Here is a 13,430-nt window from a genome sequence, read left to right as displayed (position 1 = left end):
AGGAAGAAATAGCTGCTATTAAAGAAGCAGGACTTTACAAAAGAGAAAGAGTAATCACAACTCCTCAGGGAGCTGAAATCAAGACTGAAGCAGGTAGAGAAGTGATTAACTTCTGTGCCAACAATTACCTTGGTCTTTCTTCACACCCTAATGTGGTGGAGGCTGCCAAAAAAGCCATTGACACACATGGTTATGGCATGTCTTCTGTGAGATTTATTTGTGGTACTCAGGATATTCACAAAGAGCTGGAAAGAAAAATTTCTGAGTTTTTAGGCACTGAGGATACCATTTTATACGCTGCGGCATTTGATGCCAACGGTGGTGTTTTTGAACCTATCTTGGGGCCTGAAGATGCGATTATTTCAGATGCTTTAAATCACGCTTCAATTATTGATGGTGTAAGACTTTGTAAAGCCATGAGGTATCGATACAACAATAATGATATGGCCGACCTTGAAGCCAAACTTAAAGAAGCTGATGAGGCCGGTGCTAAGAACAAGATCATTGTTACGGATGGTGTATTCTCAATGGATGGCACGATTGCTCAGCTCGATAAAATTTGTGATCTGGCAGATAAATATAAGGCTTTGGTAATGTCTGATGAGTGTCACTCTACAGGCTTTATTGGTAAGACAGGTCGTGGTGTGCATGAGCACTGTGGCGTTATGGGTAGAATGGATATCATCACAGGTACGCTTGGTAAAGCTCTGGGTGGAGCTTCAGGTGGTTTTACCTCAGGTAGAAAAGAGATTATCGAAATTTTAAGACAGAAATCAAGACCTTATTTATTTTCTAATACACTAGCCCCTTCTATAGCCGGAGCATCGATTGCTGTGCTTGACATGTTGAGCGAAACCACAGAGTTGCGAGACAAGCTCGAGAATAATACCAAATACTTTAGACAAAAGATGACCGAGGCTGGGTTTGATATTAAGCCTGGCGAGCATGCCATTGTACCCATTATGCTTTATGATGCGCCTTTGGCTCAGAAGATGGCAGACGCGCTTTTAGAAAGAGGTATTTACGTAATTGGCTTCTTCTATCCCGTTGTGCCAAAAGGTCAGGCTAGAATCAGAGTGCAAATGTCAGCAGCTCACGATCAGGAGCACCTTGATAAAGCAATTAATGCTTTTATTGAGGTAGGAAAAGAACTGGAAGTTATCAAGTAGTATAAATATTGATCAAATCTGATTTAGAGCTTCTCCAAAGTTCTAAGTCAGGTTTGACTTATTAATATCAGGCACCTGATGCCTTTGCTTCACTACTTATTTTATTTGAAGTTGTTTTTTTCTCGGCCTCACTCTTATTGGCCGTTTCGGTTTCTTCATTTCTCATTTCTTCCTCGGTAGTCAGATACTCATTGATTTTCTTCCTTAACTCCTGCGGAGAAAGATTGTGCATCAATGTGCCATTTCTGGAAAGGGAAAATTGACCGGTTTCTTCAGAAACGATTAATACAATGGTGTCTGTAACCTCAGACATACCGAGCGCTGCTCTATGTCTCAAGCCAAATTGAGCAGATAGTTTATCAGTTTCTGAGACAGGTAAAACGCATCGTGCAGCTTTGATTTTGCCTTTATAAATGATAACTGCTCCATCGTGGAGCGGGCTGTTTTTATTGAAAATAGAGAGTAGAAGTCTTTTAGAAAGAAAAGCGTCTATTACATCACCAGACTCTGCATAGAATTTAAGCTCCGAATCTTTTGAAAAAACTATGAGCGCCCCTGTGTTGGTGCCCCCAAGTGTTTTTACAGCTTCAATCACAGGTGTAATATTGAAGGCTTCACCGGATTCTTTGCGTTTCCAAATCAATAAGTTTTTAAAGAAATTACCTTTGTTAAAATCTGTTGTTTTGCCTACGAGAAGTAAAAATTTTCTGATCTCAGGCTGAAACAGTATAATAGCAGCAAGCACCCCTACACCCATAAACTGCCCCAAGATCAGGCTTAATAGCTCCATCTGGGCAGCACGTACGATCAGGTACATGAGGTATAGAGAAAGTACGCCCAAAAAGATTGTAACGGCTACGCTACCGCGCATAAGTTTATACACCTGGTAGAGCAGAATGCTTACCAGCGCAATGTCGATAATATCGACCCAGCTGATGTCTAGAAACCCTATGCTAAATAAATAAATCAATCTCTTTTGTCTAGTATCTAATTATACGTCAATTCCATTAATTTGACCACCTCTACAGCTTCTTTTACATCGTGTACTCTTAAAATATTAGCCCCATTTAGTAAGGCGATGGTATTGAGTGCCGTTGTGCCATTGAGAGCATCTTCAGGTGTTGATTCTAATGATTTGTATATCATTGATTTTCTCGAAACTCCAACTAAAACAGGTTGTTCCAAAACATCTAAAAATGCCAGCTCTCGCAGTAATCTGTAGTTTTGATCTCGATTTTTTGCAAAACCAAAACCTGGGTCTAAAATTATGTCACTCACACCTTTTTTGTGTAGTACATTCAGTTTATTTTGAAAATAATCTACGACCTCTTTAAGTATATCCTCATAGTCTGTTTTAGTAACCATGTTTTGAGGAGTACCTCTCATGTGCATCATAATGTAAGGTACTTTAACCTCAGCAACAAGGTCAAACATGTTTTTATCTAACTCCCCACCAGATATATCATTTATTATATCTGCACCCACATTTATTGCCTTCCTGGCGACTTCACTTCTAAAGGTATCTATAGAAACAATCGCTTCGGGTATCTTGGTTTTAATATGCTCAATAATTTTTGAAGTTCTTCCGATTTCTTCTTCAATAGATATGTCCTGAGCACCAGGGCGAGAAGAGTATCCACCGACATCTAAAAAGGTAGCACCCTCATTCATCATCTTCTCTGCAGTGGCCAGGGCTTCGTCTAAATTGTTTTTCCGGCTTCCGCTAAAAAAGGAATCAGGAGTAACGTTTAAAATGCCCATGATTTTTGGCCTATCCAGCGAGATAAGATTTCCGTTTATGTTGAGCGTATTTTTCTTTGAAAAAACTGTATTTTTGGCCACTTTCAGAATGATTTGACTATAAGAAAATACTTATAAAAATTGAGAGATAAAACCGTAAGCGAATATAAGCAGGTAATTAAGGAGTGTAAAGCTCTTTTCGAAAAGAAAACCAAAGATTATGGTACTGCCTGGAGAATTTTAAGATTACCATCAATCACAGATCAGATCTTTATTAAAGCACAAAGAATAAGATCAATCCAGGAGAAAAAATCTCAAAAAGTCGGAGACGATGTAGCTTCTGAGTTTGTAGGAATTATCAACTATTGTATCATGGCGCTCATACAAATGAAGCTGACTGACGATCGTATGGAGATAGATTACGAAGAACTGGAGCCACTTTATGATCAGGCGGCAAATGATACCATGGAGTTGCTTATGAATAAAAACCATGATTATGGGGAAGCCTGGAGAGAAATGCGTGTGAGTTCTATTACTGATATCATTTTGATGAAATTGCTTCGTGTAAAACAGATTGAAGATAATGAAGGAGCAACTCTGGTGTCAGAAGGGATTGATGCCAATTATCAGGATATGATTAACTACTCTGTTTTTTCATTGATTAAGTTAAATTTTTTAGAAAATGCTAAATAAGATTATTGACGTCTTTTCTCGTGTATTTGTTGGTGGCCTGTTTATTTTTTCCGGGCTTATCAAATTAAACGACCCTATTGGCACTAAAATTAAGCTGCAAGAATATTTCGATGTTTTTGCCACTGATTTCGGTTCATTTTTCGAAGTTTTTATACCTTTTGCATTACCAATAGGTCTGTTTCTTATTGTACTTGAGGTGGTGTTAGGTGTTGCAGCGCTGATCAATTATAAAATGGGCAAGGCTACATGGATTTTACTTGTGCTAATGGTATTCTTTACCTTCCTCACTTTTTACTCGGCCTATTTTAATAAGGTTACGGATTGTGGTTGTTTTGGAGATGCGATACCACTCACACCTTGGCAATCTTTTTACAAGGATTTAATTCTGATCGTTTTTGTTCTCCATCTTTTCTGGCACAGACGCAGATTTGAACCAATGCTTCGTACCCGACCAGGTCATTTCGTAATTGGTGGGGTTACTGTTATAAGCTTTATTGTAGGTATTTATGCTATTCAACATTTGCCATATATCGATTTCAGACCTTACAAGATAGGCAACAGTATACCTGCAGAGATGATAGCTGATGAGCCTCCAATCTTGGAGTACGTTTTCACTAAAGACGGAGAAACAGTGACTTCTCAAAAATACTTAATGCCCGATGAAGGCTATGAGTATGTTTCATCATCGATTGTGAATGAAAAGGCATCTACACCAGCGATTACAGATTATCAGGTGGTTGACCCGGATGGAAATGATTATACACAAGAGACTTTTCAGGGAGCTAAGCTGCTGTTCATTTTTTATGATACTAAAAAAGCCGATACTTATGAAATTGATGAGATACGTGCATTGATGGATGGTGTTGGTAATCAAATAACACCATTAGTATTGACCTCTGCCGGTATTTCAGAATTTGAGACTTTTAGACACCAGCACCAGTTGGCAGTTGAATACTACCTGGCAGATGCCACCGTGCTCAAGGCGATGATCAGGTCAAACCCTGGTGTTATGCTTTTGAAGGATGGAATTGTACTTGGCAAATGGCACAATAATGACGTGCCAAGTGCTGATGAGATTAAGGCTTTGATAAACTAAGCTTCTTTGAAGTCAAAAGAAAAAATTTACTTGGTTGGCATGCCTGGTGCCGGTAAATCGACATTTGGCGTTGATTTGGCAGAAGCCATGAAATTACCTTTTGTCGATCTGGATAAAGAGATTGAAGCTACAGAAGGTAAATCTATTACAGAGATTTTTCAATCCGAAGGTGAAGGTTACTTCCGACAGCTTGAAAGCAAATTGCTCAATGAAATATCCAATAGCTCAAGTAATTTTGTGATGTCAACAGGTGGAGGAACTCCATGTTATCATCAGGGTATCGAGGTCATGTTAGAAAAAGGAATTGTAGTTTATTTACAGGTGCCATTGCAGACTCTTGTGCAGCGGTTAGAAAAAACTGACCTCACTAAAAGGCCTAAGTTTGAAAAAGATAATAAAATCCACGAACAGTTAGGTCAGTTATTGGCCGAGCGAGAAAAAGTATACAAACAAGCTGATTTGATTATTGAGGAAAGAGAACTAAAGGCTTTTAATGTCATAGAAAAAATAAAAGGCATCTAGTATTAGATGCCTTTCTACTACATAAATCTTTTCATTTTAAAAGAACCATCCTACAGATATAGAAACTCTCGTTCTGTCCGTTTGAGAGGTTGCCACCGCTGCCCCGGGATAAGGGCTTATAGTATTGTCTGGTGATATAACCGTATTCATAATACTTACATCAGTGTAATATTTTTTTGTACGTAAGCCTCCACCCACTGATAAGGTCAACTGATCTTGGTCGAGGTCGTCATCTATGGGGTCTTGCAAGTAGGCAGCCCCACCACGCGCTCTAATCTTTCCAAACCTAAATTCAATACCAGTACGATAATTAAAAACAGATTCGAAACGATCTACAGATTGATTTTCTCCACTAAAACCCTGTCCATCGCTGGCATTTCCAAGTTTTGCGCTAGCATAATTTACTCTTTCAATGTCGCCAGTAATAAACCCATTTTTTCCAAAAAAGTAAGTGGCGCCTAAATTGAGCTTCGCGGGAGTTCGTACACTGTAATCAAATGGCTCATAAATGATTTCATCGAACTCGGTATCAAAGCCAGGATATTCTGCTGTTGCAGACAATGTTCTCAATTGTTCTACAGCGTAAAATGTTGGTGTGGTATAGCTAAAACCTAGTAACAAAGAAGTTGCAGGTCTACCGATTACGCCAATAGTAGCATTTATCCCAACACCACTCTGCTCAAAATAGTCTTCTAATGTAAAACGGCTAAGGTCTGCGCCTGAAGGGCGTTCGGTGTAGATTCTTTCTACTTCGTGGTTGTATGCCATTATACCTATACTCGCACCAAAATATAATTTATCATTATAGTTGCCTCCATATGCAAAAGAAGCCTGATAAGAAGATCCTCTTGAATTGATTGACTCTTGCTGAAAAGTAGGATTGTCTTGAGTTGGAAAAGCTAAACTTCCATCTGAGGTATAAATATTTCTATCAACGAAAAATAACGAATCACCATTTTGTAGATTACTTCCATATAAATCCGGAATGTAATACTGTAAACCATTTATAGAGATTGAATCAAGTTCATTAGTGGTGCCATCATCACCATTATAAATCACAAAAAATTCATCCGTAAGAAAAGTATTGAATGCTAAATCAGACAGGTCAGTTCTTCCGGTGAAATTCTCTGCATCAACAGCAAAATCTATAAAATCGCTCACTTCATTGAAGCCTTCGTAAGTTATACTATTGCTGAAATCAGCTACTCTATTTAAACTGATGGCAAAGTTGCCCCCTCGCCATTTACTGTCAACCACATCACTTTTCGTGCTATTTAACACTACACCCATATTGGCAAAATTGAAATTCAGTTTACCGTCATTGGTGGTGCGGTTTAAATAGTCTGTTTGACTGTTTGAATAATTAAAGTTAGGTGTAAAAGAAAACTCAGAACGGTTAAAAAAACCAAGTCCGGCAGGGTTAGATGATGCATTACTAATATCACCTCCCAATGCTGTTTGTGCTTGGCCTAAGCCTCTGATTCTTGCAGAACCACCTGGTGAGGTTTGGCTAAGCTGTAAAACCAGGTTTTCAAAATCTAGTATATCTGTCTGAGTAGTTTGTGCCTGTGATGTAAACCCAAGGCAAAACAATCCCAGGCTTAAAAAAATAAGCTTCTTAATATTTAACATTTGAGTTGATTTAAGCTTCTACGAATTAATTTCCTCTTCTGCCACCTCTGCTACTTCCAGAGCTTCTAGATCCGCTTGATCTTGAAGAAGACGAAGACCTGCTAACTCCCGATGATCTTGAGGAAGATGAAGATCTGCTCACTCCTGATGATCTTGAAGAGCTACCGCCAGATGATCTGTATCCACTGCTTCTATTGCTAGAAGATCTCGATCTACTTGGACTATATCCACTTGATCTTGAGTTGCTTGGTCTGCTGTAGCTACTTCCTGAGCTTCTACTTCTGCTATTGTATGATCTGTTGTTGTAAGATCTATCACTTCTAGAAGAAGAGCCTCTCTCCACAGAAGATGAACTGCTACTGCCATAACTGCCTCTTGAGTTTGGCGTGTAATTAGTAGAACTTCTGCTTCTACTATTATAACTTCTGCTATTATCGTCAGAGTTTACACTACTTCTAGATCTTCTATAGTATCTACTTTGAGCGTCTGCATAATCCCTTCTGCTATTTGATGGAGATATATATCTTGATCTAGAATTACCTGATACGGCAGCAGTTCTACCATTTCTAGACGAGTTATTATCTACTGTTTCACCACGACCAGCTACAGACCTTCTTCTGCTATTGTTATTCACAACCGCACTTCTCGAAGGTGCACGGCCACTTCTAATGGTTCTGTTATTTCTGTTTTCGTAATTATTGATTACAACTACGTTGTTACCCCAGCCATTATATCCGTAGTATGGAGGGCACCAATTGTTCCAGCCCCAACCATTATTCCAGCCCCAGCCAGCGTTCCAACCCCAACCGGTATTCCAACCCCATCCAGCATTCCATGAGTTCCAGCCCCAGCCACGGTTCCATCTATTCCAACCCCAGTTGTTCCAGCCCCAGCCAAAACCAATCGATACGTTCCAGCCACTTCTCCATGGTCTATAAAAACCTCCACCAAAACCTGCATAATATGGTCTGTAGAGAGGATCGAATACAGAACCTTCATAGTAAAATGGGTCGCTCCAATACACATCATTGTAATCATTGAAATAAGTTAAATTTCCAAAGCGATCACGCACAGCGATATTATTAGGGTTAGCTCTAAAATCGCTAACGGTACTATTTAGATCTGTATTGTTATCAAAATCCTCAACAAAATACTCGTCATCAGCAAATTCTGCTGAAGCACTTTCTTGAGATGATGCCTGATACCTGGCTATATATTCAGGGTTGACGTTTCTTGCCGAGAAGTTCTCTCCAGGGTTATCTGTAAATTGAGCTACTTCACTCAGATCCTGAGAAACTACTTTGTCATTGCTCACATATTTTACTTTTTTTCTGTCTTTACCAGAAAAATACATATCATCATATTCCTGAGCAGCAACTGTACCTGCGCTAAACAGCACAAGTAGCATTAAACTTAGATTGGCTTTAAACGTCTTCATGGCATGTGGGTTTGTTGTGATAAACATAATTTATTAAACGACAATTCCCAAGAGGGCTTTTATTATTATAAGTATATTTGCCGAATAGTAATTTATTGTATTAACAAACAAATTTTATACCAAATTAAGTATGAGTAAGGGTTTACCTAAAAAAAGTGAAGATTATTCGCAATGGTACAACGAATTGGTGAAAAAAGCTGATTTAGCAGAGCATTCTGCAGTAAGAGGCTGCATGGTAATAAAGCCATATGGTTTCAGTATTTGGGAGAAAATGCAGGCGGCTATTGATAAAATGTTTAAAGATACTGGCCACCAAAATGCCTATTTTCCTCTATTTGTGCCCAAATCATACTTAAGCAAAGAAGCAGATCATGTTGAAGGTTTTGCTAAAGAGTGCGCTGTGGTAACGCATTACAGACTTAAGAATGCTGAAGATGGTAGCGGTGTTGTGGTTGATCCTGATGCAAAGCTGGAAGAAGAGCTTATTGTGAGACCAACTTCTGAAACAGTGATCTGGAACACCTACAAATCATGGATTCAGTCTTATAGAGATTTACCAATTCTTGTAAATCAGTGGGCTAATGTAGTGAGGTGGGAAATGAGAACCCGTCTGTTTTTAAGAACTGCAGAATTTCTCTGGCAGGAGGGGCATACAGCTCATGCTACCAAGCAAGAAGCTATCGATGAGACGATACAAATGCTTAATGTTTACGCCACGTTTGCAGAAGAATTTATGGCGATGCCAGTAATCAAAGGGGTGAAGACAGAAAGTGAGCGTTTCCCGGGAGCGGTTGATACTTATTGTATTGAAGCTTTGATGCAGGATGGTAAAGCTTTACAGGCAGGTACCTCTCACTTCCTTGGTCAGAATTTCGCAAAAGCATTTGATGTGAAGTTTGCCGATAAAGAGGGTAAGCTAGACCTAGTTTGGGGTACTTCTTGGGGCGTAAGTACAAGATTAATGGGAGCGTTGATTATGGCGCATTCCGATGATGAAGGCCTTGTGTTACCTCCAAAATTAGCACCTATCCAGGTTGTGATCGTACCTATTTTCAGAAAAGGGCAAGCGGCAGATGGCATACACGACCAGGCTGATAAGATTAAAAAGGGTCTGGAGGATTTAGGTATAAGTGTAAAATATGATGACCGTGATACCAACTCACCCGGATGGAAGTTTGCAGAGTATGAAATGAAGGGGATACCTGTAAGAATTGCCATTGGCCCTAGAGATGTAGAAAATGGGACTGTTGAGGTTGCCAGAAGAGATACGAAAGCCAAAGAAACTGTAAGTGCTGATGGTGTTGTGCAGCACATCAAACAACTTCTTACCGATATACAAGAGAATATTTACAAAAAGGCTGCTGATTTTAGGGCTTCAAAAACTACACAGGTAGACTCATATGATGAGTTTAAGCAAGTTTTAGATGACAAAGGAGGCTTTGTAATGGCCCATTGGGATGGTACTGCCGAAACGGAGGAAAAAATTAAAGAAGAAACCAAAGCTACAATTCGGTGTATACCGGTAGATGCTGAAGAGGAGAGTGGTAAGTGTATTTATTCAGGCAAGCCTTCCAATAAACGAGTGGTTTTTGCCCGAGCTTATTAAGAATAAAAATTAAAAAGAATATAAACGCATCTTGTCTATCGAGATGCGTTTTGTTTTTGATTGCTTCTATGTCATTAAAATGACTTTGTCCAGATCATATAATCATTTACTTTGCAGCCTGATAATCGTGAAATGAAGCATTCGGTAAAGGTAATTATACCTGCTTTTAATGAGCAAAATGGTGTAGGTAATGTGGTGAGAGAAATTCCTGGGGATTTGGTTGATCAGGTGATTGTAATAAATAATGCTTCGACTGACGAAACGGAAAAGATAGCAGCTGAAGCCGGAGCTACAGTCTTAAAAGAAAGGACCAGAGGCTATGGCAGAGCTTGTTTGAAAGGAATTGATTATCTAAAAGCACAAAAAGAGCAACCTGATATCGTAGTGTTTATTGACGCAGACTATTCTGATTACCCTGAAGAAATGCGAAATCTAATAAAGCCGATTGTGGAGGAGGACTACGATATGGTCATTGGCTCCAGAGCTTTGGGTAATAAGCAAAAAGGCGCGATGACACCTCAGCAGATTTTTGGTAATTGGCTGGCAACATCATTATTGAGGCTATTGTACGGTGTGAAATTTACCGATCTAGGTCCCTTCAGAGCGATTAAGTTTGATCAGCTCATAGCATTGGACATGCAGGATAAAACCTATGGCTGGACGGTTGAGATGCAGTTGAAAGCAGCCAAGAAAAGATTAAAATGTATTGAAGTGCCCGTGAACTATAGAAAGCGCATCGGGTTTTCTAAAATATCCGGTACTGTCAAAGGGACGATTATGGCTGGTTATAAAATAATTTGGACAATTTTCAAGTATTTATAGGTGTGGAGTTAGTTGTAATTATATTGTATTGTGTTTCACTGCTTTTCATTTTTTTGTTTAGCCTGGGGCAACTTCACCTAACCTGGCATTACCTTAAGGCTAAAAAAGATCAATCAAGTCAACAACCATCGATCGATGAATTGCCGCATGTGACTGTGCAGTTGCCGGTTTATAATGAAAAATATGTGGTAAATCGTCTGATAAATGCAGTTTGTAATTTTGATTACCCTACTGATAAATTGGAAATACAAGTATTAGACGACTCTACAGATGAAACTGTCGACATAGTAAAAGAGCAAGTAGAACACTGGAGCTCCAAAGGCATAGATATAAAGCAAGTAAGAAGAAAAGAAAGAGAAGGGTTTAAGGCAGGAGCCTTAGCTTACGGATTGAACATTGCTAAAGGTGAGTACATTGCCATTTTTGATGCCGATTTCTTGCCAAAAAAGAGTTTCTTATTAAAAACTGTACCCCACTTTTCTAAAGAAATAGGGCTTATACAAACCAGATGGGGTCACATCAACAAAGATTACTCCTTACTTACTCAATTACAGGCATTTGGTTTAGATGCTCACTTTTCTGTTGAGCAAACAGGTCGCAGTCATGCTGGAAGCTTTATAAATTTTAACGGAACAGGTGGTGTATGGAGGAAAACTTGTATTGAAGAAGCAGGTGGTTGGTCAGCAGATACATTGACTGAAGATCTGGACCTTAGTTATAGAGCACAGATGAAAGGTTGGAAATTTAAATACCTGGAAGATTGTGTAGCTCCGGCAGAACTCCCCGTGATCATGCCTGCCATAAAATCGCAGCAATATCGTTGGAACAAAGGGGCTGCTGAAACTGCTCGGAAAAACCTATTTAAAGTATTGTCTTCAAAAATTCAATTTTCGAGTAAGCTACACGCCATTTTTCATCTTTTCAACAGCTCTGTATTTGTCTGTTTACTCTTAGCCTCGATTTTGAGCATACCGATGTTATTTATCAAAGATGCTAACCCGGAGCTGACTTTGCTATTCGATCTAGGCAGTATTTTCTTAATTGGCTTTTTCTCAATTGCTTTTTTTTACTGGACAGCCACCAAAAGAATGTACAAGAAGAAGCCAGGTCGATATTACTTTAAGATATTCCCTGTTTTCTTGACTGTGTCTATGGGGCTGAGTCTGCACAATGGCATAGCAGTGTTAGAAGGTCTATTCGGGTTTAAGAGTCCGTTTATAAGAACTCCGAAGTTTAACATAAAATCAAAAAAAGATAAGTGGCAGGGAAATCAGTATATCAAGCCGAAAATTAGCTTTCTTACCATCATGGAGGGTTTACTATGCCTGTATTTTATTTTCGGAATAGGGGTGGGCGTATACCTGCACGACTGGGGCTTGATGATTTTTCATGTTATGCTGGCGCTTGGTTTTGCTAGTGTATTTTACCATTCGGTGAAACCTCTCAAGTATGGGTAAGGAGGATCGGTATTTAACCTATACTGTAGTAGCCTTATCAGCGGCTGTCTATATTTATATCGGCTACTTCATTGAGAGATATCACAGCGTTTCGCTTATCAGCAGTTATATCTTACTATTCTTTGCTTATTGGTGGCTCCTTAAAAGGTCGACTAGTTTGAGCCTTCCCGGGTTAATATTTTTAGGAGTGGCCTTTAGGTGTCTTCTGCTCTTTGGCCTGCCAACTCTTTCTGATGATATATTTCGGTTTGTGTGGGACGGTAGGTTGATAGTAGAGGGTATCAACCCTTTCAGTCAATTGCCTTCGGAATACATCGCAGCGAATCAGCTACCGGGTACACTCACTAAGGAGTTGTTCTTTCAACTCAACTCACCAGATTACTTTACCATTTACCCACCCTTTGCTCAATTTGTATTTTGGCTTTCAGCTACTTTATCACCTGACTCAGTATTGGGAAGTGCGGTAATTATCAGGAGCTTGATTATTCTGGCAGAGATAGGTACAATCTATTTCTTGGTTAAGCTGGCTGATTATTACAAAATAAAGAAACGAAATATTTTGTGGTATGTACTTAACCCATTGGTCATTTTAGAACTTACAGGAAATTTGCATTTTGAGGCCTTTATGATATTTTTTCTGGTGGCAAGTATCTACTTGTTGCTCACTCAACGTGTTGTAATGGCTTCACTACTTTTTGCCATGGCGATCTCAGCAAAATTGATCCCACTAATCATATTGCCGCTGTTTCTGAAAAGGCTTTACAGACCGACTCTAATAAAATTTTATGGCTTTACTGGCATGTTTACGTTGTTGGCATTTTTGCCACTGGTGAGTCAGGAATTAATTGATGGAATGACTGCCAGCCTTTCATTGTATTTTCAAAAATTTGAGTTTAACGCCAGTATATACTATCTGGTGAGAGAGGTTGGGTATTATTTCCAAGGATACAATATCATCTCAACGGCAGGTCCGTACCTGGCATCTCTTACGTTTTTGTTAGTTACGGCATATTCCATTATGAGAAAGCAAGATAAGTTACCACTAGCAGTGATAATTGTTCTTGGCATTTATTTTCTGTTGGCCACCACCGTTCATCCTTGGTATATCTGTACACTTTTGGCGTTTTCGGTGTTAACCAAGTATAATGTAATTGTAGTTTGGTCGTTGTTAATCTTCCTTACTTACGTGGGTTATTCCGAAAGCGGCTTTAAGGAAGTTTTATGGTTGACAGCCATCGAATATTGTGGTTTAATC

Annotated in this window: 12 protein-coding genes; 8 read left to right on the top strand and 4 right to left on the bottom strand. The window is 39.2% G+C overall.

The features are described 5' to 3' along the window. A partial coding sequence (kbl, locus tag E1176_RS14525) for a glycine C-acetyltransferase (protein WP_155211358.1) occupies positions 1–1,169 on the top strand: 1,169 nt, incomplete at its 5' end. A gap of 67 nt (positions 1,170–1,236) precedes the next feature. On the opposite strand, the gene cdaA is transcribed toward kbl, so the two are convergent. Both cdaA and folP read right to left on the bottom strand, forming a co-directional pair. Continuing rightward, positions 1,237–2,139 (bottom strand): diadenylate cyclase CdaA, encoded by a 903-nt coding sequence (gene cdaA, locus E1176_RS14520; protein ID WP_155211357.1) that lies wholly within the window; start codon positions 2,137–2,139, stop codon positions 1,237–1,239. A 17-nt stretch (positions 2,140–2,156) separates the two neighbouring features. Further along, on the bottom strand, positions 2,157–3,011 hold the full coding sequence (gene folP, locus E1176_RS14515; protein ID WP_343030544.1) for a dihydropteroate synthase: 855 nt from the start codon (positions 3,009–3,011) through the stop codon (positions 2,157–2,159). Between the two features lie 39 nt (positions 3,012–3,050). On the opposite strand from folP, the gene E1176_RS14510 reads away from it, so the two are divergent. The 3 genes from E1176_RS14510 to E1176_RS14500 are packed head-to-tail and all read left to right on the top strand — an operon-like array spanning position 3,051 to position 5,220. Continuing rightward, the gene (locus E1176_RS14510; RefSeq protein WP_155211356.1) at positions 3,051–3,602 is read left to right on the top strand and encodes a DUF1599 domain-containing protein; all 552 of its coding nucleotides are present in this window, start codon (positions 3,051–3,053) and stop codon (positions 3,600–3,602) included. Beyond that, positions 3,592–4,698 carry a BT_3928 family protein gene (locus tag E1176_RS14505; protein WP_155211355.1) on the top strand — a complete coding sequence of 369 codons (1,107 nt, stop codon included), beginning with the start codon at positions 3,592–3,594 and terminating at the stop codon, positions 4,696–4,698. The genes E1176_RS14510 and E1176_RS14505 overlap by 11 nt, the downstream gene beginning before the upstream one ends. A gap of 6 nt (positions 4,699–4,704) precedes the next feature. Beyond that, positions 4,705–5,220 carry a shikimate kinase gene (locus E1176_RS14500; protein WP_155211354.1) on the top strand — a complete coding sequence of 172 codons (516 nt, stop codon included), beginning with the start codon at positions 4,705–4,707 and terminating at the stop codon, positions 5,218–5,220. 36 nt (positions 5,221–5,256) lie between these two features. Here E1176_RS14500 and E1176_RS14495 read toward each other — a convergent pair whose 3' ends face one another. Together E1176_RS14495 and E1176_RS14490 are read right to left on the bottom strand one after the other, a co-directional pair. Beyond that, on the bottom strand, positions 5,257–6,852 hold the full coding sequence (locus E1176_RS14495) for a porin family protein (RefSeq protein ID WP_155211353.1): 1,596 nt from the start codon (positions 6,850–6,852) through the stop codon (positions 5,257–5,259). Between the two features lie 25 nt (positions 6,853–6,877). Continuing rightward, on the bottom strand, positions 6,878–8,290 hold the full coding sequence (locus tag E1176_RS14490; RefSeq protein WP_185152821.1) for a hypothetical protein: 1,413 nt from the start codon (positions 8,288–8,290) through the stop codon (positions 6,878–6,880). 130 nt (positions 8,291–8,420) lie between these two features. On the opposite strand from E1176_RS14490, the gene proS reads away from it, so the two are divergent. The 4 genes from proS to mptB all read left to right on the top strand — a co-directional run. After that, complete coding sequence (gene proS, locus E1176_RS14485; protein ID WP_155211351.1) at positions 8,421–9,896, top strand: proline--tRNA ligase; 1,476 nt, start codon at positions 8,421–8,423, stop codon at positions 9,894–9,896. 132 nt (positions 9,897–10,028) lie between these two features. Next, positions 10,029–10,718, top strand: coding sequence for a glycosyltransferase family 2 protein (locus tag E1176_RS14480; protein ID WP_155211350.1), 690 nt, complete (start codon positions 10,029–10,031; stop codon positions 10,716–10,718). Then, positions 10,694–12,175 carry a cellulose synthase family protein gene (locus E1176_RS14475; RefSeq protein ID WP_155211349.1) on the top strand — a complete coding sequence of 494 codons (1,482 nt, stop codon included), beginning with the start codon at positions 10,694–10,696 and terminating at the stop codon, positions 12,173–12,175. Before E1176_RS14480 ends, E1176_RS14475 begins: the two co-directional genes overlap by 25 nt. Beyond that, a partial coding sequence (gene mptB, locus E1176_RS14470; protein WP_155211348.1) for a polyprenol phosphomannose-dependent alpha 1,6 mannosyltransferase MptB occupies positions 12,168–13,430 on the top strand: 1,263 nt, incomplete at its 3' end. The genes E1176_RS14475 and mptB, both read left to right, overlap by 8 nt.

This window comes from Fulvivirga aurantia, from assembly GCF_009711475.1.
Lineage (GTDB): Bacteria > Bacteroidota > Bacteroidia > Cytophagales > Cyclobacteriaceae > Fulvivirga > Fulvivirga aurantia.
Note: the sequence above shows the minus strand (reverse complement) of the source record. Positions and strands in the feature narration are given on the sequence as shown.

Excerpts from the sequence above, each read along its gene's own strand:
- E1176_RS14505 (WP_155211355.1), top strand. The coding sequence starts at position 3,592 with ATGCTAAATAAGATTATTGACGTCTTTTCTCGTGTATTTGTTGGTGGC.
- E1176_RS14495 (WP_155211353.1), bottom strand. The coding sequence starts at position 6,852 with ATGTTAAATATTAAGAAGCTTATTTTTTTAAGCCTGGGATTGTTTTGC.
- E1176_RS14490 (WP_185152821.1), bottom strand. The coding sequence starts at position 8,290 with ATGAAGACGTTTAAAGCCAATCTAAGTTTAATGCTACTTGTGCTGTTT.
- proS (WP_155211351.1), top strand. The coding sequence starts at position 8,421 with ATGAGTAAGGGTTTACCTAAAAAAAGTGAAGATTATTCGCAATGGTAC.
- E1176_RS14480 (WP_155211350.1), top strand. The coding sequence starts at position 10,029 with ATGAAGCATTCGGTAAAGGTAATTATACCTGCTTTTAATGAGCAAAAT.